The following is a 22,674-nucleotide window of genomic DNA, read 5'->3' on the forward strand; positions in this document are numbered from 1 at the left end:
CCGTCGCTGGTCGGGCCCCGGTTTGCCGGGGCTCGATACCTCATTCAAGGAGCCGCTCGGAACGCCGATGCGCCAAATCTGGAAATCCTTTCGAGCGCTTTATTTCGCGTCGCTGATGATGCTGATCGGCTCTGGCCTGCTCAGCACTTATCTGGCCCTGCGCCTGGCCGCCGATCATGTCGACGGGCTATGGGTGGGGGCCTTGATGGCGGCCAACTATTTCGGCCTGGTTTTGGGGGGCAAGCTGGGGCACCGACTGATTGCCCGGGTCGGGCATATCCGTGCCTACGCCACCTGTGCCGGGATTGTCGGCGCGGCGGTGCTGGGCCACGGCCTGGTGGACTGGTTGCCGGCCTGGTTGGTGCTGCGGATGATCGTGGGCCTGGGGATGATGTGCCAGTACATGGTCATCGAAAGCTGGCTCAATGAGCAGGCCGACGCCAAGCAGCGCGGGCTGGTGTTCAGCGGCTACATGATTGCCTCTTACCTGGGCCTGGTGCTGGGGCAGTTGATACTGGTCATGCACCCGGCCCTGGGCCTGGAGCTGCTGATGCTGGTGGCGCTGTGCTTTGCCCTGTGCCTGGTGCCGGTGGCCATGACCCGGCGCATTCACCCGGCACCCTTGCGCCCTGCACCCATGGAGCCGCGCTTCTTTATCAAGCGTGTACCGCAATCGCTGAGCACGGTACTGGGTTCGGGGCTGATCGTCGGTTCGTTCTACGGTCTGGCGCCACTCTATGCCTCGCAACAGGGCTTGAGCACCGAGCAGGTGGGTCTGTTCATGGGTAGCTGCATTTTCGCCGGGCTGGTGGTGCAGTGGCCGCTGGGCTGGCTGTCCGACCGCTATGACCGGGCGCTGCTGATCCGCTGTTTTGCCTTGTTCCTGGCGGTGGTGGCCTTGCCCCTGGCGATCCTGCCTTCGGTGCCGCTGGAGGTCCTGTTTGTTCTGGGCTTCCTGTGTTCCCTGGTGCAGTTCTGTCTCTATCCACTGGCGGTGGCGTTCTCCAATGACCATGTGGAAGGGGATCGACGGGTCTCGCTGACGGCGATGCTGCTGGTGACCTATGGCGTGGGTGCGAGTATTGGTCCGTTGGCGGCAGGGGTGCTGATGAAGTTGTTCGGTAGCCAAATGCTCTACGCCTTCTTCAGTTTCTTTGCCCTGGTGCTGGTCTGGCGGATTCGGCCGAAGGCCGTGACCAATCTGCATCAGGTCGATGATGCGCCACTGCATCACGTGGCGATGCCGGACAGCATGTCCAGTTCACCGTTGGTGGCGGCTCTGGACCCGCGGGTTGACGAACAGGTGGTTCAGGACCAGATGCAGAGCGCGCCCGCGCCGGAAGCTGCGCCTGATGAGTCTGTACCGGATACTCCGCAGGCTGCGGACGAACCGCCTGCCGAGGAATGCGCCCGGGAACACCTCAGCGGGGCCAGGCCTTAGGCGCAAAAAAAACGGGCAGTTGCCGCAAGGCACTGCCCGTTTTCATTGATGCCTTTGAATCAGATGTCGTCTTTATCGAAGCGCCGAGCTTCGCGCTGCAGTTGATAGACGAAGCGTTCGACCTGGCGCTGTACCAGGCCGCTCATGTTGTGGAAGCGTACGCCGGCAAAGGTGGTGTCGATGCGTTCTTCGTGGTGCAGGTAACGCAGTTCCACCGGGGCCGTCATGCTGCCGAAGGGCAGGGCGGCGATAAAGCGCTCGTAAACCTGGCCCAGTTGCAGGCGTGAGGAAATATCGCCGTCGAAACGCAATTTGCAGCCGGTGGCGGAAATGTCCAGCAGCTTGCCGCTGAGGGGCGATTTGAGTTTCTCGCCGCTCAGTTCGATGTCTACCAGTTGTGCCAGCTTGAGGGCGGCACGAAAGGCGTTGCGGCGCTGGTGGTAGACCACTTCGTCCGGCAGGGTGGTGCGGTAGCAGCGGCCGCCGTTGGATTCGTCGAGGGTGGGCAAGCCGTTGCTTTCCCAGGCGATGCGTACGCCTTCATGAAAGCCTTCAACGCGAAACGGTTCGCCTGCGAGCAGGAAGCGTTCACCGTCGCGGGGGATCATTTCGTCGAGGGCGATCATGTTGCTATCGCGGTCCACTTCCACCAGATAGCTTTGGAAGCGCTGGCTACGCTCGTGGAAAGTGATGATCAGCGGGTCATGGCTCTCTTGCAGCAACCGCAGGTTGGAAGAGATCTCCAACGCAGTGGTGAGCACCTTGGGTGGCTGCGGAGTATCTTCCGCATTTGAGGCGTTGAACACGGTTCATCAATCTCCAGACAAAATACAACTACACGCAGGAGCCAGCATTTTGCCAGCATGTTTCACGGCTTGGTAGCGCGCGCTCATTTTTTGGGTTTAAGCCTGACTGAGTGGGCGTGGCTTCGCAAGCATTGAGGTAGAGCCGCGGGCGTCGTATAGGGCAGGAGGTTCGCCACCATTGAGGATTTTCAGCTGGTTGGCGGTGGTGGCCTGTTGGATCTGGATCGAGCGACCATTGAGCTCGTTGGCAGCTTGGCACTCGGCAAGCAATTGGGTCAGGACATTGCTCTGTTCGAGCAATTGCGCGCCCAGGCTGGAGTGGCTGGCCAGTTGCTCGAGCCCCTCGCGGTTGGTCGGCAGGTTCAGGCTGGCAAGAATTTGCGTGCGCTTACGGCCATGCTGTTCCAGCAAGATGACCAAGGCTTGCTTCTGCGCCAGGATATCTTCCAGCAGCGGCATGTCGCGGCCGTGGAGGGCGATAGACTCGGCGCGTAGCAGCTCCAGCAAGTGTTGCGCTGGAGCAAGGTCATCGTTGATCAATTGCAGTAGGTTGGTGTCGTGCATGGCTGGCCTTGGGGATTAAGCGTCCAAAAGCCTGGCGCAAGCCTGGGGCTAGCGCTGGGCTTCGAAGTTAAGCAGTTTGCTGGCTACGCGGTTGCTGTCGACCTTATAGCTGCCATCGGCAATCGCTTGCTTCAACTCGGCCACCCGGGCTTTGTCGACGGCAGGCTGATCACGCAGCTTGTCAGTGACTTTCTGCAACTGTTGAGCCTCATTGCTCAGGTGTACCGATTCCCCGCTTTTGCTGGTCTCGGCGGCGGTTGTCAGCGGCGTGGATTTGCCGGCATCACCGGTTTCCTTGCTGGTGCTGGTACGCGTACTGCCTGTCAGTGAAGGGGAGCTGTTTAAACGGCTGAAGTCGATGACCATGATGAAGTAAACCTCTGGGTATTTGGACGCTTGCCATGTTTTCGGCCATACCCTGAAAAACTTTAGGCTCGATTGTCGACAAACCAGGTCAGGTATCTGCGACCCTTTATCGGCCACAGTTTAGGGAACGCACGGCTTGAGCGCCAGCTATCTACATGGCCACTTCCACTTGCCCTGGCGCCGTGATGCGGGCCTTGATCACCCGTTGCGAATTGAGGTTCTTGACCCGGATCTGTTCGCTCATGCCGCCGTTGGACAGCGCCTCGCCCGGCATCCGTACATTCAACGTGCCGCTGCGTGCCGATATCACCACTTGATCGCCCTTGCGCACGACTTCCGCCTGCTCCAGATGGGCCAGGGTAACGAGCTGGTCGGCGACCATTGGTCGGACAAGTTTCTGACCAATGGCTTGGTCCACTGAGGTGAGGTAGCCCTGATTGTTCTGGCTGATGTCCCGTTCGCGCAGCACCACGTCTTCCGGTTCGATGATGCCGGCGCGCTTGAGCGGGCGTGCAGTGGTGACCACCTCGCGAAACAGCTTGACCTGCGCCGGCACGAATACCGTCCATGGCGAGGCGCCTTCGCAGCGCACTTTGACGGTGACCCGCCCCAGCGGTTGGGCCGGGCTTTCCAGGTTGGCTGTCAATTCCTTGTCGCAATTGGGCATGCGCATGCGCGGGTCCAGCTGGTTGACCTGGATTTCATAGCGACCTTCCGTTTGACTGGTGGCCAGGTAGTCTTCTACCGTGAATTCAAGAAACCCTTGAGTGACGCCGATAAGAAGATCAGGCAGGGTGACCGAATCAGCAACGGCAGGGTTGCCGGGGTTTAAAATGCACAGAGCCGACAGCCCGCACAGCAAAGTGCGGTAGCGGGATGTCAGGCGTCGGAAAAATGTCGTTTTGGCGTTCATAACAGTTAAAAAGCAAGCGCCGTGCCGTTTAGCAATGAGCGTGCGTCGGATCTTAAAGCTTTGGGGAGTCTGGGCATGGCTGGTGTAATGGATTCGGTGAACCAGCGCACGCAATTGGTTGGGCAGAATCGACTAGAGTTGTTGCTGTTCCGTCTGGACGGTGGGCAGCTCTACGGGATCAACGTATTCAAGGTTCGCGAGGTGCTGCAATGCCCTAAGCTGACCCTGATGCCCAAATCCAGTCCTGTGGTGTGCGGTGTCGCGAATATACGAGGGGCAACCATTCCGATCCTGGATCTGGCAATGGCTACGGGTTCTGGTGGCCTGCAGGACCAGAGCAATCCGTTCGTCATCATCACTGAGTACAACACCAAGACCCAGGGTTTCCTGGTGCGCTCGGTGGAGCGCATCGTCAACATGAACTGGGAAGAGATCCATCCGCCGCCCAAGGGGACCGGACGCGATCACTACCTGACGGCGGTCACTCGGGTGGACAACCAGTTGGTGGAAATCATCGACGTGGAGAAGATCCTGGCGGAAGTCGCGCCGACCTCGGAGGCGATCTCGGCAGGAGTGGTGGATGTCGAAACCCAGCACAAGGCTGTTTCCCTGCGGGTGCTGACCGTCGATGACTCGTCGGTGGCACGCAAGCAGGTCACCCGTTGCCTGCAAACCGTAGGTGTCGAGGTAGTGGCATTGAATGATGGCCGGCAAGCGCTGGATTACTTGCGCAAACTGGTGGACGAGGGCAAGAAGCCGGAAGAGGAATTCCTCATGATGATTTCCGACATCGAGATGCCCGAAATGGACGGTTACACCCTCACGGCCGAGATACGTAATGATCCACGCATGCAAAAGCTGCATATCATCCTGCATACTTCGTTGTCAGGGGTGTTCAATCAGGCGATGGTGAAGAAGGTCGGTGCCGATGACTTCCTTGCCAAGTTCCGCCCTGATGACCTGGCATCCCGGGTAGTCGACCGGATCAAAGCAGCAGATCACAGCTAAGGGCACTCGCCCTGGCGGACATAAGATTTAAGAGGCGGCAGCATTGTCTACGGGTAATTTGGATTTTGAACAGTTCCGGGTCTTCCTGGAAAAAGCCTGTGGTATTTTGCTCGGGGAAAATAAGCAATATCTAGTCTCGAGCCGTCTCAACAAACTGATGGAGCAGCAAGGGATAAAAACCTTGGGTGAGCTGGTCCAGCGGATTCAGACCCAGCCCCGCAGTGGTTTGCGCGAGATGGTCGTGGATGCCATGACGACCAACGAAACCTTGTGGTTTCGCGACACCTACCCTTTCGAGGTGTTGAAGAACAAGGTGCTTCCCGAAGCCATCAAGGCCAGCCCCAACCAACGCTTGCGCATCTGGTCGGCGGCCTGTTCGTCGGGGCAGGAGCCCTACTCGCTGTCGATGTCCATCGATGAGTTCGAGCGTAGCAACATGGGGCAGTTGAAGATGGGGGTGCAGATCGTTGCCACTGATCTGTCCGGGACCATGCTCAACAACTGCAAGACCGGTGAATATGACAGCCTGGCAATTGGACGTGGCCTGTCGGCCGAGCGCCTGCAGCGTTACTTCGACCCCAAGGGGCCGGGGCGCTGGGTGGTCAAGGCGCCGATCAAGAGCCGCGTGGAGTTCCGCTCGTTCAACCTGCTGGACAGCTACGCCAGTCTCGGCAAGTTCGACATCGTGTTCTGTCGCAATGTGTTGATCTACTTCTCGGCGGAGGTCAAGAAGGACATCCTGATGCGCATTCACAGCACCCTGAAGCCTGGCGGCTACCTGTTCCTGGGGGCTTCCGAAGCCCTCAATGGGCTGCCGGATCATTATCAGATGGTGCAATGCAGTCCGGGCATCATCTACCAGGCCAAGTAGCCAGCAGATCGTCGTACCGAAAAAGGAGGCCATTGGGCCTCCTTTTTTGTGCCTGCAATTATCTGACGCGCCGGCTGAAAACGGCAGGGTGGTTGCCGCTTTGCCGGTGTTTCGCGGAAATCCGTTGCCGCTTTTCTGGCATTGCCGCCTTGCCGTCGCCGGCAAACCCTTGAAATACGGGGTTTGATGACTTGGCACGCAGCTTGCTATATCCGAGTTACGAAAAATCAGGTCACCCAAAGGTTTCCGCCATGAGCATCAGCTTCGATAAAGCGCTCGGTATCCACGAACAGGCCCTTGGCTTTCGCGCCAAGCGTGCCGAAGTTCTGGCCAACAACATCGCCAACGCCGATACCCCGAACTACAAGGCTCGGGACCTGGACTTCTCTGCCGTGCTTGCCGAGCAGAATCAGAAGGCCCAGAACGGTACCTTCGCGTTGAACATGACCAACAACCGGCATATCGAAGCCCAGGGCTTGAGCAGTGGTGATGAATCGCTGCTGTATCGCACCCCGATGCAACCTTCGATCGACCAGAACACCGTGGACGCCCAGCTGGAGCAATCGAGCTACGCGCAGAACTCGGTGGATTTCCAGGCCAGCTTCACGCTGCTCAACAGCAAATTCAAAGGGCTGGTAGCAGCCCTGCGCGGAGAGTAATCCATGTCCCTCGCCAGTGTTTTCAATATTGCCGGTAGTGGCATGAGCGCCCAGACCACCCGTCTGAACACCGTCGCCAGTAACATCGCCAACGCCGAGAGCGTCTCGTCGAGCATCGACCAGACCTACCGCGCTCGTCACCCGGTGTTTGCCACCATGTTCCAGGGTGCGCAAAGCGGCGGCAGCGACTCGCTGTTCCAGAACCAGGACGCTGCCGGCCAGGGCGTGCAGGTACTGGGTGTGGTCGAAGACCAGAGCAACCTCGAAGCTCGTTACGAGCCGAACCATCCCGCCGCTGATGCCAAGGGTTATGTCTACTACCCCAACGTCAACGTGGTGGAAGAAATGGCCGACATGATTTCTGCCAGTCGTTCGTTCCAGACCAACGCTGAAATGATGAACACCGCCAAAACCATGATGCAGAAGGTCCTGACCCTGGGTCAGTGATAAGGGGCGAAGACCATGAGCGTTACTGATACCACCAACGCCCCATCCCTCAAGGATATCCTGGCGAATTCGTCGAAAACGACGAGCAATACCAGCGCCGACGGCCTGGCCGCGGCGACCAACAGCGCCACCGGCAAACAGAGCCTGGGCAAGGACGCATTCCTCAAGCTGCTGGTAACCCAGCTGAACAACCAGAACCCGCTGGATCCGCAGGACAACAGTGCTTTCGTTGCCCAGTTGGCGCAGTTCTCCACCCTGGAAGGCATCACCACCCTCAACTCCTCGGTGAATGCGATCACGGGTAACTACAAGTCTTCCCAGGCCTTGCAGGCTTCGTCCCTGGTGGGGCGCTCGGTCATCGTGCAGACCGGCACTACCCAGGTCGACACCAGCAAGAGCATGACCGGCTCGGTCACCGTGCCATCCAGCGTGAACTCGGTCACCGTGACCGTCACCGACAAGGACGGCAATACCGTCAAGACCATCGACATGGGCAGCCAGAAGGCCGGCAACGCCAGCTTTGTCTGGGATGGCACCAAGACTGACGGCACCAAGGCGGATCCGGGCAACTACACCTTCAAGGCCAGCACCACCATCGATGGCAAGGGCACTGATCTGATCACCTACCTGCCGGCCACGGTCAATAGCGTGACCATCAGCCAGACCGGCGGCGAGTTGATGTTGAACCTCGCCGGCATGAGCAGCCCGATTGCCCTGTCCAAAGTACAAACCATTGGTATCTAGAGCCGACTAACCGGCACAAGGAGTGGAATATGTCTTTCAATATCGGCCTTAGCGGTCTCTACGCTGCCAACAAACAGCTGGACGTTACCGGCAACAACATCGCCAACGTCGCTACCACCGGCTTCAAATCCTCCCGTGCGGAGTTCGCCGACGTCTATTCGGCCACCAAGCTGGGCAGCGGCACCCAGGTGATTGGTAACGGTGTGCGCCTGGCCAACGTTTCCCAGCAGTTCACCAACGGTGATATCAACAACACCGGTAATGTGCTGGACATGGGCATCCAGGGCCAGGGCTTCTTCGTGCTGAGCACCAACGGCTCCCTGACCTACACCCGTGCCGGTACCTTCAAGACCGACAAGGAAGGCTACATCACCAACAGTGACGGCACTGCCCGCCTGCAAGGTTATGCGGTCGATGCCAACGGCAAGATCATCAACGGTGTGCTGACCGACCTGCGGATCGATACTTCGAACCTGGCGCCAAAGCCAACCGACTCGATCTCCTCGACGATCAACCTGAACTCCGATTCGACGCCGATCGATGTGGGTGCGACCACTCCGGCCTATGTGTTCAATCCGACCGACAACACCACCTACACCAAGCAGTTCAGCACGCCTGTGTATGACACCCAGGGCAACAAGCACGTCATGGATCAGTACATGATCAAGACGCCGAACGCCAATGAGTGGCAAACCTACACGCTGATTGATGGTCGCAACCCGGACGGTACTGCATTCACCATGGCCAACCAGTCGCCGATCACCATGAAGTTCGACTCGTCGGGCAAGCTCAGCAGCATGACCCCGCCAACTGCGCCTGGGACCACGCCGTATACCATTACCGGTAACAGCATTGTCATGTCGGCTGCGGCCTGGACCCCGGGTACCGTCACTAACGGCGTGTTCACTCCCAATGGCGCCAAGCCTGCACCTAACGGTGTCAGCATCGACATGACCAAAACCGGTTCGGTGTTTGGCGAAAGCACCCGCTCGGTGATCGCGCAGAACGGCTACTCCACTGGCCAGATCAGCAGCCTGACCATCGATGGCACCGGTGTGATGCTGGCCAACTTCAGCAACGAGCAGACCAAGCCGATCGGTCAGATCTCCCTGGCCAGCTTCACCAACGAGCAGGGCCTGCAGCCGGTAGGCGGCACTCAGTGGAAAGAGACCTACTCGTCCGGTATTCCAGGTTATGACGCGCCGAAGACTGGCACCCTGGGGGCGATTCAGTCCAACTCCCTGGAAGAGTCCAACGTCAACCTGACCAACGAACTGGTAAACCTGATCAAGGCCCAGAGCAACTATCAGGCGAACGCCAAGACCATCTCCACCCAGAGCACCATCATGCAGACCATCATCCAGATGACCTGATGCTGGTTGGCTGAAACGCTTTACGAAAAGCCCCTCCTCGAGGGGCTTTTTTGTGCCTGTTCGATAGTGCTGTTCGCTCTGCAAGAACCGCTGCCGCAGGGGCTGGCTTGCCAGCGAAGGCGCTCTCGGTGCAGTGCAAGGCTTCGGGCCTCTTCGCTGGCAAGCAGGCTCCTGCAGCTTTGTTGCGGGCAAAAGAAAACCCCCGATAAACCGGAGGTCTATCGGGGGTTGGGGCAGGTGCCCGCAGGCACCTGTCGGCTCAGCTTATTGGCAAGCTTCGCAATCCGGCTCGTCGATGGCGCAAGCCTTAGGTACAGGAGCTGGGCCGGCTGGAGCCGCGAGGACCGAGTCGTCACCGTGGTTGCCGCCGCTGGAAACAGCGTTCAGCTTGCCGGTGTTGATGGTGGACTTCTCGGTGCTGGTGGCGGCCAGGGCGCGGAGGTAGTAGGTGGTTTTCAGGCCACGGTACCAAGCCATGCGGTAGGTCACGTCCAGCTTCTTGCCCGAAGCGCCGGCGATGTACAGGTTCAGCGACTGAGCCTGGTCGATCCACTTCTGGCGACGGCTGGCGGCGTCGACGATCCACTTGGTTTCCACTTCGAAGGCAGTCGCGTAGAGCTCCTTGAGCTCCTGCGGGATGCGCTCGATCTGCTGTACCGAACCGTCGTAGTACTTCAGGTCGTTGATCATGACCGAGTCCCACAGACCGCGAGCCTTCAGGTCGCGAACCAGGTACGGGTTGATCACGGTGAATTCGCCCGACAGGTTGGATTTCACATAGAGGTTCTGATAGGTCGGTTCGATCGACTGCGACACGCCGGTGATGTTGGCGATGGTGGCGGTCGGTGCGATGGCCATGATGTTGGAGTTACGAATGCCTTTCTGTACACGGGCGCGAACCGGTGCCCAGTCCAGGGATTCGTTGAGGTCCACATCGATGTACTTCTGGCCACGGGCTTCGATCAGGATCTGTTGCGAATCCAGCGGCAGGATGCCCTTGGACCACAGCGAACCCTGGAAGGTCTCGTAGGCGCCGCGCTCGTCGGCCAGGTCGCAGGAAGCCTGGATTGCGTAGTAGCTGACCGCTTCCATGGACTTGTCGGCGAACTCGACGGCTGCGTCGGAACCGTAGGCGATGTGCTGCAGGTACAGCGCATCCTGGAAGCCCATGATGCCCAGGCCGACCGGACGGTGCTTGAAGTTGGAGTTCTTCGCTTGCGGCACCGAGTAGTAGTTGATGTCGATCACGTTGTCGAGCATGCGCACGGCAGTGTTCACGGTGCGTTGCAGCTTGGCGGTATCCAGCTTGCCGTCGACGATGTGGTTCGGCAGGTTGATCGAGCCCAGGTTGCAGACTGCGATCTCGTCCTTGTTGGTGTTCAGGGTGATCTCGGTGCACAGGTTCGAGCTGTGGACCACGCCCACGTGCTGCTGCGGGCTGCGCAGGTTGCACGGGTCCTTGAAGGTCAGCCATGGGTGGCCGGTCTCGAAGAGCATGGACAGCATCTTGCGCCACAGGTCTTTGGCCTGGACGGTCTTGAACAGCTTGATCTTGTTGTACTCGGTCAGGGCTTCGTAGTACTCGTAGCGCTCTTCGAAGGCCTTGCCGGTCAGGTCGTGCAGATCAGGCACTTCCGATGGCGAGAACAGGGTCCACTTGCCGTCGTCGAAGACGCGCTTCATGAACAGGTCGGGGATCCAGTTGGCGGTGTTCATGTCGTGGGTACGACGGCGGTCATCACCGGTGTTCTTGCGCAGCTCGATGAACTCTTCGATGTCCATGTGCCAGGTTTCCAGGTAGGCACAGACAGCGCCCTTGCGCTTGCCACCCTGGTTCACGGCCACCGCGGTGTCATTGACCACTTTCAGGAAAGGCACGACGCCCTGGGATTTGCCATTGGTGCCCTTGATATAGGAGCCCAGTGCGCGTACCGGAGTCCAGTCGTTGCCCAGGCCGCCGGCGAATTTCGACAGCATGGCGTTGTCGTGGATGGCGCCGTAGATGCCCGACAGGTCGTCCGGAACGGTGGTCAGGTAGCAGCTCGACAGCTGTGGACGCAGGGTGCCGGCGTTGAACAGGGTCGGGGTCGAAGCCATGTAGTCGAAGGACGACAACAGGTTGTAGAACTCGATGGCGCGGTCTTCACGCTGTTTCTCTTCGATTGCCAGGCCCATGGCCACGCGCATGAAGAAGATCTGTGGCAGTTCGAAACGCACGCCATCCTTGTGGATGAAGTAGCGGTCGTACAGGGTCTGCAGGCCCAGGTAGGTGAACTGCTGGTCGCGCTCGTGGTTGATCGCCTTGCCGAGTTTTTCCAGATCGAACTCGGCCAGTACCGGGTTCAGCAATTCGAACTCGATACCCTTGGCGACGTAGGCCGGCAGCGCCTTGGCGTACAGCTCGGCCATTTCGTGGTGGGTGGCGCTTTCGGCTACTTCGAGGAAGCCCAGGCCTTCGGCACGCAGGGTGTCCATCAGCAGGCGGGCAGTCACGAACGAGTAGTTCGGCTCGCGCTCGACCAGGGTGCGGGCAGTCATCACCAGGGCGGTGTTGACGTCTTTGAGTGCCACGCCGTCGTAGAGGTTCTTCAGGGTTTCGCGCTGGATCAGGTCGCCGTCGACTTCTTCCAGGCCTTCGCAGGCTTCGCTGACGATGGTGTTCAGGCGGCCCATGTCCAGGGGCGCGAAGCTGCCATCGGTGCGGGTGATGCGGATCGAAGGGTGGGCTTGTACCGGCTCTTCGCTGGTGGAGCGGGTAGCCCGTTCCTTGGCGCGGGAGTCACGGTAGATCACGTAGTCGCGGGCGACTTTCTGCTCGCCGGCGCGCATCAGGGCCAGTTCGACCTGGTCCTGGATCTCTTCGATGTGGATGGTGCCGCCCGAAGGCATGCGACGCTTGAAGGTTGCGGTGACCTGTTCGGTCAGGCGCGCCACGGTGTCGTGGATTCGCGACGAGGCAGCGGCGGTGCCGCCTTCAACTGCGAGGAACGCTTTGGTGATCGCGACGGTGATCTTGTCATCGGTATAAGGAACGACAGTGCCGTTACGCTTGATCACGCGCAATTGGCCAGGTGCGGTAGCAGACAGATCCTGAGTGGAATCGGCGGCCTGCGGCGCATTGGCCTGCGAGTTCTCGCGAGTTGTGTCGGTTTGCATGGGTGTCTCCACGTTCTCTATGTTTGTTTGGGCACCGTTTGGGTGCCCACCGTTCCGTCCTGAAGCACTACAGCCGGCAGAGGCCGGGCATAACGACTTCGGGACAGTTCAGGAAGGGGGCTATAGGCGCCGCTTCCATGCCGAAGTCATGGGTGCCGAGCCGGGGCTCGGCACCTTATTCCTGGTGGGTGACAGTCTTGTTGCTGCAACACCCGTACCGCTTTCTCCTGGACAGGGTGGAAAACGATGCCATCCGCACGCGCGGTCTTGGTCTTCTGAAACAGCGATTGGTTCCACCAAACGGGGCAAGAAAAGGGCTTGAGTTTCTTGGCTGAATTGTGTTTGGTTTTTTGCGCAAAACCCTAGATATAGGGATTTTTAGCCGCCGGGCTACAAGATAATGCGTTTGGGGGGCTGATTGCAACGTACTGCCTGTGGATAAGGTTGTGCGTAAATTGTGTATGGACTGGGTAAAACTCACGCAGCCCGCAGTCCCAGTGGATGGAACCGTTTGTCACTGTTTTTTACCGTCGAAAATTGCCTTGGGCGGATTTTTGCGGGCGCGAACCCTATCACAAAAAAACGCCCTGACCGAGTCGTTTTAGCCGCTTGTGTCGGCGCCTGTGCCGGTTGCTACAATCGGCAGCGATCGGCTGGGGTTTCCCGGCCTTTCCCATGGCAAACCAGCCACCTTTCCCAGAGCGTGTTATCCGCCTTTTTCATGACAGAAAGACGGGGGCTTTCCTGCTCAAGGTGGACTGGCAATAGAACAAGAAGAGGTCGTGCGTGGAACAGGAAGCCTGGCAGGTACTGATTGTCGAGGATGACCAGCGTCTGGCTGAGTTGACCCGTGAATATCTCGAAAGCAATGGCCTGCAGGTGGCGATCGAGGGCAACGGTGCCCGGGCCGCGGCCAGGATCATTGCCGAGCAGCCGGATCTGGTGATCCTCGACCTGATGCTGCCCGGTGAAGACGGCCTGAGCATCTGCCGCAAGGTTCGGGATCGTTATGACGGAGTGATCCTCATGCTCACCGCCCGTACCGATGACATGGACCAGATCATGGGCCTGGACCTGGGTGCCGATGACTATGTCTGCAAGCCGGTGCGCCCGCGGTTGCTGCTGGCGCGCATCCAGGCCCTGCTGCGCCGTAGCGAAGCGCCGGAGCCGGCGGTGGAGAAAACCCGCCGCCTGCAGTTCGGCCCGCTGGTGGTGGACAATGCCCTGCGCGAGGCCTGGCTGAGCGATGCCGGGATCGAATTGACCAGTGCCGAGTTCGACCTGCTGTGGCTGCTGGTGGCCAATGCCGGGCGGATCCTGTCCCGGGAAGAAATCTTCACCGCCCTGCGCGGCATCGGCTATGACGGCCAGGACCGCTCCATCGATGTGCGGATCTCGCGCATCCGCCCGAAGATCGGTGACGATCCGGAGCACCCGCGGCTGATCAAGACCATTCGCAGCAAGGGTTACCTGTTCGTCCCCGAAGCCGCCGCCGACATGCGCTCGTGAACTCGATCTTCCTGCGGATCTACGGCGGTATGTGCGCCGCGCTGATCCTCGTGGCGTTGCTTGGGGTCCTGGCCCTGCATCTGTTGAACCAGGTGCGCAGCGAGCAGTACCGCGAGCGGCTGGCCCACGGCACTTTTTCGCTGATGGCGGACAACCTGCAGCCGATGAGCGAGATCGAGCGTCGCCGGGCGCTGGCGGTGTGGGAGCGCTTGCTGGGCATTCCCCTGAGTCTCAAGACCTTCAGCCAGACCGACCTGGACAGTAGCCAGCGCGGTCGGGTGCTGCGCGGCCAGGCGCTGGTGGAGCAGACCGGCCCCTTCGCCGCCCGGGTCTATCGCCTGGTCAGCGAGAAGGAACAGCTGCTGCTCAGTGCCGAGGTCCAGCAGATCAGCGAGCAGTTGGCCCGGGCCACTATCTACCTGCTGGCGGATGAGCTGGTGCGTTATCCGGTGGCAGAGCAACCCCAGCGCCTGGCTGCACTCAAGGAAGCCAAGGGGTTCGGCTTCGATATGCAGTTGTCGACTCTGGACGCCGCCGACATGGACGAGGATCAGCGGCGCCGGGTGGCGGAGGGCGACACGGTGATGGCCCTGGGCAAGGGTGGCGATTCGATCCGGGTCTTCGCCGGCCTGGTGGGCACGCCCTGGGTGCTGGAGATCGGCCCGCTGTATCAGATGAATCCCTATCCGCCGCAATGGCTGGTGCTGATTGCCGTGCTGGGCCTGAGCCTGATCGGCCTGATCGTCTATCTATTGGTGCGCCAGCTGGAGCGGCGCCTCAGCGGCCTGGAGTCGGCGGCCACGCGGATCGCCAAGGGCAGCCTGGAAACCCGCGTGCCGGCCCGTGGCGCGGACTCGGTGGGGCGCCTGGCGGCGGCCTTCAATGGCATGGCCGAGCACTTGCAGCGCCTGCTGGCGATTCAGCGCGAGCTGGTACGTGCGGTGTCCCATGAGTTGCGCACACCCGTGGCGCGGCTGCGTTTCGGCCTGGAGATGATTGCTTCGGCGAGCACCGATCAGGCCCGGCAGAAGTACCTGGACGGCATGGACAACGACATTCAGGACCTCGACCGGCTGGTGGACGAAATGCTGACCTACGCCCGTCTGGAGCAGGGCTCGCCGGCCCTGAATTTCCAGCGTATCGACCTGGATGCGCTGATCAACCAGGTGATCAGCGAACTGGCGCCGTTGCGGGCCAATCTCAAGGTCCGGCGTGGCCTGTGCCTGTCTGCCGCCGAGTGTGACGGTGCGTGGGTCGAGGCCGAGCCGCGCTACCTGCACCGGGCCTTGCAGAACCTGGTGGGCAACGCCATGCGTCATGCCGAGTCCCAGGTGACGGTCAGCTATCAGGTAGGGCAGTTGCGCTGCCGGGTGGATGTGGAAGATGACGGTCCCGGCGTACCGGAACATGCCTGGGAAAAGATCTTCACCCCATTCCTGCGCCTGGATGACAGCCGCACCCGGGCTTCCGGCGGGCATGGGCTGGGGCTGTCGATTGTGCGGCGGATCATCCATTGGCACGAGGGCCGCGCCCTGATCAGCAAGAGCAAGAACCTGGGCGGTGCCTGCTTCAGCCTGAGCTGGCCACGGCATCAGGAACCCCGCTGAGGGCGGCCCCGGTTCAGGCCTTGATGGCCACCAGGCTCAGCAGATGATCGTCTTGCACGGCGAACTGCCCTTGCAGTTCGCGGCCGTGCTGCCATTCCTCGGACAGATCGGTCAGCAGGCGCATCCGCACCGGCCCTTCGGCAGACCATTCCAGGACTTCGGCGTGTTCGAAATAGAAGCGTTTGTGCACCAGCGGGTACAGGGCCTTGAACAGGCTTTCCTTGATCGAGAAGGTCAGGGTTACCGCCAGTGCATGCAGCTCGGCCGGCAACTGGTCGCGGCGCTGCAGTTCGGCCGGGGTCAGGATCTGCTCCGCCAGTTTGGCCGCACGTTCTGCACTGAGCAGGTGTTCCAGGTCCATTCCCAGGCCACGCCAGTGTTGCTTGTCGGCGACGATGGCCGCGGCGCGTCCGCTGCTGTGGGTGATCGAACCGCAGATGTGTTCGGGCCAGATTGGCGCTCGGTCATCGCCAATGGGCGGTACCCAGTCCAGTCGTTGCAGTTGCTGCAAGGCGGCTCGGGCACACAGGCGTCCAGCGAGAAATTCGGCCTGACGCTTGGCCACCGAACGCTGGATGCTCGGTGGTGCCTCAATGCCGCTGCGCTGAAAATCATCCGCGGCAAGTTGCCCGGGATCGAACCGGGTACTCAGCCAGAGGGCTTGGGGCAGGACGTTCGGCAGCGGCCAGGCAGCGTCCAGAGGGGTGCAGCAAGCGGGGAGGGAGGGGAGAGCATTCATGGCCGCTAGTGTGCCGGGTTGCTGCGTTTGAGGGTAGTCGGGTGAAGCGCAAAGGGTTGCCGCAGCGCACTGACGGCAACCCAGGTACGGCGGCTAGCCAAACAGTTTTTTGAAGAATGCCTGCATGTCGGCCCAGGAACGCTCATCGGCGGCCTTGTTGTAGCCGATGTCCGGCCCGCCGTGTTCGCCATGGCTCAGGCGGTCGGCATCGGGGTTGCTGAAGCCATGCTTGGCTCCCTCCAGGCTGACGAAGCGGTAGTCGGCGCCGGCCTTGTCCATTTCCGCTTTGAAGGTGGTGACGTTGTCCGCCGTCACCATGCTGTCCTGGGCCCCATGTTCCACCAGGATCTTGGCCTTGACGCTGCCGGGGGTAGCCGGTGTGGCGGTGGCCAGGGCACCGTGGAAACTCACCACGCCGGCCAGGGGCAGGCCCTGGCGCGCGGCGTCCAGGACAATCTTGCCGCCAAAGCAGTAGCCGATGGCGGCGAGTTTCTGCGGATCGGTCTGCGGTTGCTGTCTCAACAGCTCAAGGCCGGCGTTGAAACGTGCACTGGCAGCGGCACTGTCCTTCAGCGCGGCCTGCATGAAGGCCATGGCGTCCGCCGGGTGTTCGGTGTGCTTGCCCTGGCCGTACATGTCGATGGCCAGGGCACTGTAGCCAAGGGCGGCAAGGTCCCGGGCCCGGCGCTTGGCGTAGTCGTTGAGGCCCCACCATTCATGCACCACCACGATGCCCGGGCGCGGGCCCTGTAGGGCGTCGTCGTAGGCGTAGTAGCCGATCAACTGAGTGCCGTCGGTGCTGCGATAGGGAATTTCCTGAGTCTTGATGGCGGCCTGGCTGAGGCTGCCGAGGGTTAACAGGACCAATGCGACGAGCATGCGCATGAGGGGAACTCCGGTTGAAAAGGTGTCAGCACAGCCTAGTCGATCTGGTTCAGGCGAGGTTAAGGGTGTGTTCAGGGGGAGTTCAGGGCGGGCTGTTTACTCTAGCCCCGTACCCAAAAAGCCATTAGCGCAAAGGAAACTTCCTATGACTTCATTGAAAAAACTGTTCCTGGCCTTTACCGTCTTCGGCGCCAGCGCCGCTGCCCAAGCCGCTGACAGCAACTTCGTTGGGTTGTCCTTTGGCCAGACCAGCGACAAGATCAACAAGTCCAGCCAGCTCAACAGCAACCTGGGCCACCCGAACGCCGATGGCGTGATCGGCAAGGACAACACCTGGGGCATACGCGCCGGTCAACAGAATGACCAGGGTCGTTACTACGCTACCTACGATTATGTGTCTGGCTCCCACAACGGCATTAAACTGCGCCAGCAGAACCTGCTGGGCAGCTACGATATGTTCCTGCCGGTGACCAGCAGCACCAAACTCTTTGGCGGCGGCACGGCTGGCCTGACCAAGCTGACTCAGGAGTCTCCGGGCTTCAGCCGTGACAGCGACATTGGTTACGCGGTGGGCGTACAGGCCGGCGTCCTGCAACAGGTTTCACAGAACACCTCGGTGGAGCTCGGCTACCGTTACCTGCGCAGCAATGCCGGGACCGAGATGAGCGAGCGCGGTGGCAGCAAGCAGGGTTCGCTGAGCCTTACCAGCAGCGCCCAGACCTACCTGTCGGCCAACTACGCTTTCTGATAAGCGGCCTGGCCTGGACCGCGCCGGATCGTGCCTTGGGCACGGTCCGGCGTTGGCGCATTAATCATCAGGGCGCAGGGGCGCCCCTGGAGATGTCGAATTTTGCCTGGGAGAGCGTTATGAAGTTGCTGGTCGTCGAAGATGAGGCGCTGTTGCGTCATCATTTGCAAACCCGCCTCACCGACAGCGGTCATGTCGTCGAGTCCGTGGCCAACGCCGAGGAGGCGCTGTATCAGACCGAGCAGTTCAACCACGATCTGGCGGTGATCGACCTGGGCCTGCCCGGCATGGGCGGGCTGGACCTGATCCGCCAGTTGCGCAACCGTGGCAAGACGTTCCCGATCCTCATCCTCACGGCCCGTGGCAACTGGCAGGACAAGGTCGAGGGCCTGGCGGCCGGTGCGGACGACTATGTGGTCAAGCCATTCCAGTTCGAAGAGCTGGATGCGCGCCTGAATGCGCTGCTGCGGCGCTCCAGTGGCTTCACCCAGTCCACCATCATTGCCGGGCCGCTGCTGCTGGACCTGAATCGCAAGCAGGCCTCCCTGGATGAGCAGCCCCTGGCCCTGACGGCCTATGAGTACCGGATTCTCGAATACCTGATGCGTCATCATCAGCAAGTGGTGGCCAAGGACCGGCTCATGGAGCAGTTGTACCCGGACGACGACGAGCGCGATCCGAATGTCATCGAAGTGCTGGTGGGCCGCTTGCGGCGCAAGCTTGAGGGGCCGTCGGGCTTCAAGCCGATCGATACGGTGCGTGGCCTGGGCTACCTGTTCAACGAGCGTTGCCGATGATTCGATCGCTGCGCCTGCGCCTGATGCTGGCCGCCACGACCCTGGCGGTGCTGTTCATGCTGGCCCTGCTGCCAGCCATGCAGGGGGCGTTCAGCCTGGCGTTGCAGGACTCTATCGAGCAGCGCCTGGCTTCCGATGTCACCACCCTGATCAGTGCGGCGCGGATCGAGAACAACCGCCTGCAGATGCCGGCGCAATTGCCCGACGAGCGCTTCAACCTCGCCGACAGCCGCCTGCTGGGCTACATCTACGATCGCGAAGGGCACCTGGTCTGGCGCTCGCGGGCGACCCAGGAAGAGAACATCAACTACCGGCCGCGGTACGACGGGCGTGGCAATGAGTTCGCCAGGATCCGCGAAGCCAACGGCCAGGAGTTCTTTGTCTACGACGTCGAGATCAAGCTGCTGGGGGGCAAGAGCGCGGCCTTCAGTATCGTCGCGCTGCAGCCGGTGCGTGAGTACCAGCAAACCCTGGAAGGCGTTCGGGAAAACCTCTACCTGGGGTTCGGCGCGGCCTTGCTGGTGCTCCTGGCACTGCTCTGGCTCGGCCTGACCTGGGGTTTGCAAGCCTTGCGACGCTTGAGTCAGGAGCTGGACCAGATCGAAAGCGGCACCCGCCAGAGCCTTAGTGAGGAGCACCCGCGCGAGCTGTTGCGCCTGACGGGCTCGTTGAACCGCCTGCTGCAAAGCGAGCGTGAGCAGCGCAGCCGCTATCGTGACTCCCTGGATGACCTGGCCCACAGCCTGAAAACCCCGTTGACGGTGTTGCAGGGCGTGAGCGAGGACATGGCGCAACGGCCCCAGGATCGTGAGCAGGCCTGGGTGCTGCAGGCGCAGATCGAGCGCATGAGCCAGCAGATCAGTTACCAGTTGCAGCGCGCCAGCCTGCGCAAGAGCGGCCTGGTGCGCCACCAGGTGCGGCTGCGGCCGGTGCTGCAAAGCCTCTGCGACACCCTGGACAAGGTCTATCGCGACAAGCAGGTACGGGTGTCCTTCGACTTGCCGGAACGCTGCTACCTGCCGATCGAGCACGGCGCGTTGCTGGAGTTGCTCGGCAACCTGCTGGAGAACGCTTATCGCCTGTGCCTGAGCTCAGTGCGCATCAGCGTGCGCGAGACCCTGGAAGGCTCCGAGTTGTGTGTGGAAGACGACGGCCCCGGCGTGCCACCCGATCAGCGGGCGCGGATTCTGCAGCGCGGTGAGCGACTGGATCGCCAGCACCCGGGGCAGGGCATCGGCCTGGCGGTGGTCAAGGACATCATCGAGAGCTACGGCGCGCAACTGACCCTGGGGGATTCGGCCCTGGGGGGGGCGGCCTTCCGGATTCACTTTCCGGCCCTGTAGCGGGGCTACTGTTCCCGGGCGCGGTAGGCGCCCGGGGTCAGGCCGGTCCATTTCTTGAACGCCCGGTGAAAGGCCGAGGGCTCGGAAAAGCCCAGTTGTTCGGCGATCTGTTGCAATGACAGGTCGGCCCGGCCGAGGTGGTAGATGGCAATGTCGCGGCGCAGCTCATCCTTCAGCTCCTGAAAGCTCGAACCTTCTTCGCGTAGATGCCGGCGCAGGGTCTGCGGGCTGACGTGCAGGTGCTGGGCGACGCTTTCCAGGTCGGGCCAGTGCTCGCGGTCGCGACTGAGCAGGCGGCGCAGCTGGCTGCTGAGGCTGTCGCCTTCATCCGGGCGCGACAACAGGTCGGCGGGAGAGCGTTCGAGAAAGTGCTTGAGGGTGCGTTCGTCCTGCAGCAGCGGCATGCCCAGGTAGCGACTGTGGAACAGCAGGCTGCTGCGCTCCTGGGTGAATTGCAGCGGGCAAGGGAAAAGCAGGTCGTATTCCGCGCCGTGATCGGGCTTGGGGTAGCTGAAGCAGGCCTGCTCCAGGCGGATGCGCTGGCCGATCAACCAACTGCCGAGGCGATGCCAGATCACCAGCAGGCTCTCGCTGAGAAAGTGCTCGGGATCCCATAGCTCGGAATCATCCAGGCTCAGCCGGGCCATTTCTCCTTCACGCGTCAGACTCAGACGCGGGGCTTCCGGAAACAGGCTATAAAATAATAAGCCGCGATTGAGTGCTTTTTCCAAGGTACGGCAGTGGATCAGTGCGTGGCACATCATGGCGAAGGTCCCGCGCTTGCTGGGGCCATGGCCGAACCCGAGGTACTCGTCATCCAGCTCCAGCCACAGTTGCTGCAACAGACGGGTGAATTGCTCGGGGGCGATACGGGCCTTGGGCTGGTTCAGCAGTTCGGGGCTGATGCCCAACTGATGCAGCAGGGGCGCGTAGTCATAGCCTTGCCGGCGTGCTCCGCCCAGGGCGGCACGGGCAAAGTGGCTGGCGATGGTGCGTTCGCGCATGCAGGCAGGTCCGTCCATTGAGTGGCGGATCTTAGCCAGCCCCCAGGAAGGGAACAAGGCGGATATCCGCCAAATTGTAGGACGAGAGAGGGTGAGTGGGCGGAAATCCGCCAGCTTCAGCCTGCGCAACGGATGCAAGGATCAGCCCGCACCCCTGATGTCTAAAGGCCTGCAAGGCTTTTTCACAAGGTGGCACGGGCTTTGCGATAGAGCCGGAAGATCTGCCAGCACGCAGCTCGACACAACAAATCCCTCCAGCGCAGGAGGGTTCGCACTTTAGGCACCGCATGCATCGACGGAAAGTGCATGCCGGGGCTCTTGAGGAAACTTGCAATGACGACTCGTCAGCCACTGTACAAATCCCTGTATTTCCAGGTGATCGTTGCCATCGCCATCGGCATCCTGCTCGGCCACTTCTACCCTCAGACCGGCGTGGCTCTCAAGCCCCTGGGTGACGGCTTCATCAAACTGATCAAGATGGTCATCGCTCCGATCATTTTCTGTACCGTGGTGAGTGGTATCGCCGGCATGCAGAACATGAAGTCGGTGGGCAAGACCGGCGGCTATGCGCTGCTGTACTTCGAAATCGTCTCCACCATCGCCCTGCTGATCGGCCTGATCGTGGTCAACGTGGTGCAGCCGGGGGCCGGCATGCACATCGACGCTTCGACCCTGGACGCCTCGAAAGTTGCAGCCTACGTGACTGCCGGTAATGACCAGAGCATCGTCGGCTTCATCCTCAACATCATCCCGGCCACCATCGTCGGCGCCTTCGCCAATGGCGATATCCTGCAGGTGCTGATGTTCTCCGTGGTGTTCGGTTTCGCCCTGCATCGCCTGGGTGCCTACGGCAAGCCGGTGCTGGATTTCATCGACCGTTTCGCCCATGTGATGTTCAACATCATCAACATGATCATGAAGCTCGCGCCCCTGGGTGCGCTGGGCGCCATGGCGTTCACCATTGGTGCCTACGGTGTGGGTTCCCTGGTGCAGCTGGGCCAACTGATGATCTGCTTCTACATCACCTGCGTGGTGTTCGTGCTGGTGGTCCTGGGGGCAATCTGCCGCGCCCACGGCTTCAGCGTGATCAAGCTGATCCGCTACATCCGTGAAGAACTGCTGATCGTGCTGGGAACTTCCTCCTCGGAATCGGCCCTGCCGCGCATGCTGATCAAGATGGAACGCCTGGGCGCCAAGAAGTCGGTGGTCGGCCTGGTGATCCCTACTGGTTATTCGTTCAACCTCGACGGTACTTCGATCTACCTGACCATGGCTGCGGTGTTCATTGCCCAGGCCACTGATACCCACATGGACATCACTCACCAGATCACCCTGCTGCTGGTGCTGCTGCTGTCTTCCAAAGGCGCTGCCGGTGTGACGGGCAGTGGCTTCATCGTCCTGGCCGCGACCCTGTCGGCCGTGGGTCACCTGCCGGTGGCCGGCCTGGCGCTGATCCTGGGTATCGACCGCTTCATGTCCGAAGCTCGCGCCCTGACCAACCTGGTGGGCAACGCCGTGGCTACCGTAGTGGTTGCCAAGTGGGTCAAGGAGCTGGACGAAGACAAGCTGCAATCCGAGCTGGCTTCCGGTGGCCGGCCGATTACCGACACCCGTGAAACCGATGACCTGGGTGTGGCCGAAGGCCCGGCACCGAGCATCAAGTAAGCCTTGAGCTATATAAGGAACCCGCTTCG

General features: G+C 61.0%; 21 protein-coding genes. 13 read left to right on the forward strand and 8 right to left on the reverse strand.

The features are described from left to right. The first annotated feature begins 67 nt into the window (after positions 1-67). Positions 68-1,441 carry an MFS transporter gene (locus tag F6S12_RS00295; protein ID WP_011062750.1) on the forward strand — a complete coding sequence of 458 codons (1,374 nt, stop codon included), beginning with the start codon at positions 68-70 and terminating at the stop codon, positions 1,439-1,441. A 59-nt stretch (positions 1,442-1,500) separates the two neighbouring features. Here the strand turns inward: F6S12_RS00295 and F6S12_RS00300 are convergent, their stop codons facing one another. The 4 genes from F6S12_RS00300 to flgA all read right to left on the reverse strand — a co-directional run bounded on the left by F6S12_RS00300 (position 1,501) and on the right by flgA (position 4,090). Beyond that, positions 1,501-2,247 carry a flagellar brake protein gene (locus F6S12_RS00300; RefSeq protein ID WP_123431321.1) on the reverse strand — a complete coding sequence of 249 codons (747 nt, stop codon included), beginning with the start codon at positions 2,245-2,247 and terminating at the stop codon, positions 1,501-1,503. A 96-nt stretch (positions 2,248-2,343) separates the two neighbouring features. Next, a complete protein-coding gene (locus tag F6S12_RS00305; RefSeq protein ID WP_011062748.1) occupies positions 2,344-2,811 on the reverse strand; it encodes a flagella synthesis protein FlgN in 468 nt (155 codons plus the stop codon). 48 nt (positions 2,812-2,859) lie between these two features. Further along, on the reverse strand, positions 2,860-3,177 hold the full coding sequence (flgM, locus tag F6S12_RS00310; RefSeq protein ID WP_011062747.1) for a flagellar biosynthesis anti-sigma factor FlgM: 318 nt from the start codon (positions 3,175-3,177) through the stop codon (positions 2,860-2,862). A 151-nt stretch (positions 3,178-3,328) separates the two neighbouring features. Further along, positions 3,329-4,090 (reverse strand): flagellar basal body P-ring formation chaperone FlgA, encoded by a 762-nt coding sequence (flgA, locus tag F6S12_RS00315; RefSeq protein ID WP_011062746.1) that lies wholly within the window; start codon positions 4,088-4,090, stop codon positions 3,329-3,331. Between the two features lie 75 nt (positions 4,091-4,165). Here flgA and F6S12_RS00320 point away from each other — a divergent pair, with 75 nt between their 5' ends. The 6 genes from F6S12_RS00320 (at position 4,166) to flgE (ending at position 9,192) form a co-directional block, all read left to right on the forward strand. Then, a complete protein-coding gene (locus tag F6S12_RS00320; RefSeq protein WP_011062745.1) occupies positions 4,166-5,098 on the forward strand; it encodes a chemotaxis protein CheV in 933 nt (310 codons plus the stop codon). A gap of 43 nt (positions 5,099-5,141) precedes the next feature. After that, on the forward strand, positions 5,142-5,969 hold the full coding sequence (cheR, locus tag F6S12_RS00325) for a protein-glutamate O-methyltransferase CheR (RefSeq protein ID WP_011062744.1): 828 nt from the start codon (positions 5,142-5,144) through the stop codon (positions 5,967-5,969). Between the two features lie 251 nt (positions 5,970-6,220). Beyond that, entirely contained in the window at positions 6,221-6,628 is a 408-nt protein-coding gene (gene flgB / locus F6S12_RS00330) for a flagellar basal body rod protein FlgB (protein ID WP_011062743.1), read from the forward strand. 3 nt (positions 6,629-6,631) lie between these two features. Beyond that, positions 6,632-7,075, forward strand: a complete 444-nt coding sequence (gene flgC / locus F6S12_RS00335; RefSeq protein WP_011062742.1) for a flagellar basal body rod protein FlgC — start codon at positions 6,632-6,634, stop codon at positions 7,073-7,075. Between the two features lie 15 nt (positions 7,076-7,090). Then, positions 7,091-7,819 (forward strand): flagellar hook assembly protein FlgD, encoded by a 729-nt coding sequence (gene flgD / locus F6S12_RS00340; protein ID WP_011062741.1) that lies wholly within the window; start codon positions 7,091-7,093, stop codon positions 7,817-7,819. A 29-nt stretch (positions 7,820-7,848) separates the two neighbouring features. Then, positions 7,849-9,192 carry a flagellar hook protein FlgE gene (gene flgE, locus F6S12_RS00345; protein WP_077934636.1) on the forward strand — a complete coding sequence of 448 codons (1,344 nt, stop codon included), beginning with the start codon at positions 7,849-7,851 and terminating at the stop codon, positions 9,190-9,192. 264 nt (positions 9,193-9,456) lie between these two features. On the opposite strand, the gene F6S12_RS00350 is transcribed toward flgE, so the two are convergent. Further along, a complete protein-coding gene (locus F6S12_RS00350) occupies positions 9,457-12,348 on the reverse strand; it encodes a ribonucleoside-diphosphate reductase subunit alpha (protein WP_011062739.1) in 2,892 nt (963 codons plus the stop codon). Positions 12,349-13,134: 786 nt separating this feature from the next. Between F6S12_RS00350 and F6S12_RS00355 the strand changes: the two genes are divergently transcribed. Together F6S12_RS00355 and F6S12_RS00360 are read left to right on the forward strand one after the other, a co-directional pair. Continuing rightward, a complete protein-coding gene (locus F6S12_RS00355) occupies positions 13,135-13,857 on the forward strand; it encodes a response regulator (protein ID WP_011062738.1) in 723 nt (240 codons plus the stop codon). Then, positions 13,854-15,464 (forward strand): ATP-binding protein, encoded by a 1,611-nt coding sequence (locus F6S12_RS00360; RefSeq protein ID WP_011062737.1) that lies wholly within the window; start codon positions 13,854-13,856, stop codon positions 15,462-15,464. Before F6S12_RS00355 ends, F6S12_RS00360 begins: the two co-directional genes overlap by 4 nt. Positions 15,465-15,477: 13 nt before the next feature. On the opposite strand, the gene F6S12_RS00365 is transcribed toward F6S12_RS00360, so the two are convergent. Together F6S12_RS00365 and F6S12_RS00370 are read right to left on the reverse strand one after the other, a co-directional pair. Next, a complete protein-coding gene (locus tag F6S12_RS00365; RefSeq protein ID WP_169892114.1) occupies positions 15,478-16,203 on the reverse strand; it encodes a 4'-phosphopantetheinyl transferase in 726 nt (241 codons plus the stop codon). Between the two features lie 93 nt (positions 16,204-16,296). Continuing rightward, complete coding sequence (locus tag F6S12_RS00370; protein ID WP_053159795.1) at positions 16,297-17,088, reverse strand: dienelactone hydrolase family protein; 792 nt, start codon at positions 17,086-17,088, stop codon at positions 16,297-16,299. Between the two features lie 145 nt (positions 17,089-17,233). Here F6S12_RS00370 and F6S12_RS00375 point away from each other — a divergent pair, with 145 nt between their 5' ends. The 3 genes from F6S12_RS00375 (at position 17,234) to F6S12_RS00385 (ending at position 19,976) form a co-directional block, all read left to right on the forward strand. Next, on the forward strand, positions 17,234-17,836 hold the full coding sequence (locus F6S12_RS00375) for an outer membrane beta-barrel protein (RefSeq protein WP_015636661.1): 603 nt from the start codon (positions 17,234-17,236) through the stop codon (positions 17,834-17,836). Positions 17,837-17,955: 119 nt separating this feature from the next. Beyond that, positions 17,956-18,633 (forward strand): response regulator, encoded by a 678-nt coding sequence (locus F6S12_RS00380; RefSeq protein ID WP_011062733.1) that lies wholly within the window; start codon positions 17,956-17,958, stop codon positions 18,631-18,633. Continuing rightward, positions 18,630-19,976 carry an ATP-binding protein gene (locus tag F6S12_RS00385; protein ID WP_011062732.1) on the forward strand — a complete coding sequence of 449 codons (1,347 nt, stop codon included), beginning with the start codon at positions 18,630-18,632 and terminating at the stop codon, positions 19,974-19,976. The genes F6S12_RS00380 and F6S12_RS00385 overlap by 4 nt, the downstream gene beginning before the upstream one ends. A gap of 5 nt (positions 19,977-19,981) precedes the next feature. Here F6S12_RS00385 and F6S12_RS00390 read toward each other — a convergent pair whose 3' ends face one another. After that, positions 19,982-20,980, reverse strand: a complete 999-nt coding sequence (locus tag F6S12_RS00390) for an AraC family transcriptional regulator (protein ID WP_161466140.1) — start codon at positions 20,978-20,980, stop codon at positions 19,982-19,984. 333 nt (positions 20,981-21,313) lie between these two features. On the opposite strand from F6S12_RS00390, the gene F6S12_RS00395 reads away from it, so the two are divergent. Beyond that, positions 21,314-22,645 carry a dicarboxylate/amino acid:cation symporter gene (locus tag F6S12_RS00395; protein ID WP_011062730.1) on the forward strand — a complete coding sequence of 444 codons (1,332 nt, stop codon included), beginning with the start codon at positions 21,314-21,316 and terminating at the stop codon, positions 22,643-22,645. Positions 22,646-22,674 lie beyond the last annotated feature (29 nt).

The organism is Pseudomonas sp. JV245A, from assembly GCF_032424515.1.
Lineage (GTDB): Bacteria > Pseudomonadota > Gammaproteobacteria > Pseudomonadales > Pseudomonadaceae > Aquipseudomonas > Aquipseudomonas protegens.

Excerpts from the sequence above, each read along its gene's own strand:
- F6S12_RS00295 (WP_011062750.1), top strand. The coding sequence starts at position 68 with ATGCGCCAAATCTGGAAATCCTTTCGAGCGCTTTATTTCGCGTCGCTG.
- F6S12_RS00305 (WP_011062748.1), bottom strand. The coding sequence starts at position 2,811 with ATGCACGACACCAACCTACTGCAATTGATCAACGATGACCTTGCTCCA.
- flgM (WP_011062747.1), bottom strand. The coding sequence starts at position 3,177 with ATGGTCATCGACTTCAGCCGTTTAAACAGCTCCCCTTCACTGACAGGC.
- flgA (WP_011062746.1), bottom strand. The coding sequence starts at position 4,090 with ATGAACGCCAAAACGACATTTTTCCGACGCCTGACATCCCGCTACCGC.
- F6S12_RS00320 (WP_011062745.1), top strand. The coding sequence starts at position 4,166 with ATGGCTGGTGTAATGGATTCGGTGAACCAGCGCACGCAATTGGTTGGG.
- flgB (WP_011062743.1), top strand. The coding sequence starts at position 6,221 with ATGAGCATCAGCTTCGATAAAGCGCTCGGTATCCACGAACAGGCCCTT.
- flgC (WP_011062742.1), top strand. The coding sequence starts at position 6,632 with ATGTCCCTCGCCAGTGTTTTCAATATTGCCGGTAGTGGCATGAGCGCC.
- flgD (WP_011062741.1), top strand. The coding sequence starts at position 7,091 with ATGAGCGTTACTGATACCACCAACGCCCCATCCCTCAAGGATATCCTG.
- flgE (WP_077934636.1), top strand. The coding sequence starts at position 7,849 with ATGTCTTTCAATATCGGCCTTAGCGGTCTCTACGCTGCCAACAAACAG.
- F6S12_RS00350 (WP_011062739.1), bottom strand. The coding sequence starts at position 12,348 with ATGCAAACCGACACAACTCGCGAGAACTCGCAGGCCAATGCGCCGCAG.
- F6S12_RS00365 (WP_169892114.1), bottom strand. The coding sequence starts at position 16,203 with ATGAATGCTCTCCCCTCCCTCCCCGCTTGCTGCACCCCTCTGGACGCT.
- F6S12_RS00370 (WP_053159795.1), bottom strand. The coding sequence starts at position 17,088 with ATGCGCATGCTCGTCGCATTGGTCCTGTTAACCCTCGGCAGCCTCAGC.
- F6S12_RS00375 (WP_015636661.1), top strand. The coding sequence starts at position 17,234 with ATGACTTCATTGAAAAAACTGTTCCTGGCCTTTACCGTCTTCGGCGCC.
- F6S12_RS00380 (WP_011062733.1), top strand. The coding sequence starts at position 17,956 with ATGAAGTTGCTGGTCGTCGAAGATGAGGCGCTGTTGCGTCATCATTTG.
- F6S12_RS00385 (WP_011062732.1), top strand. The coding sequence starts at position 18,630 with ATGATTCGATCGCTGCGCCTGCGCCTGATGCTGGCCGCCACGACCCTG.
- F6S12_RS00390 (WP_161466140.1), bottom strand. The coding sequence starts at position 20,980 with ATGCGCGAACGCACCATCGCCAGCCACTTTGCCCGTGCCGCCCTGGGC.
- F6S12_RS00395 (WP_011062730.1), top strand. The coding sequence starts at position 21,314 with ATGACGACTCGTCAGCCACTGTACAAATCCCTGTATTTCCAGGTGATC.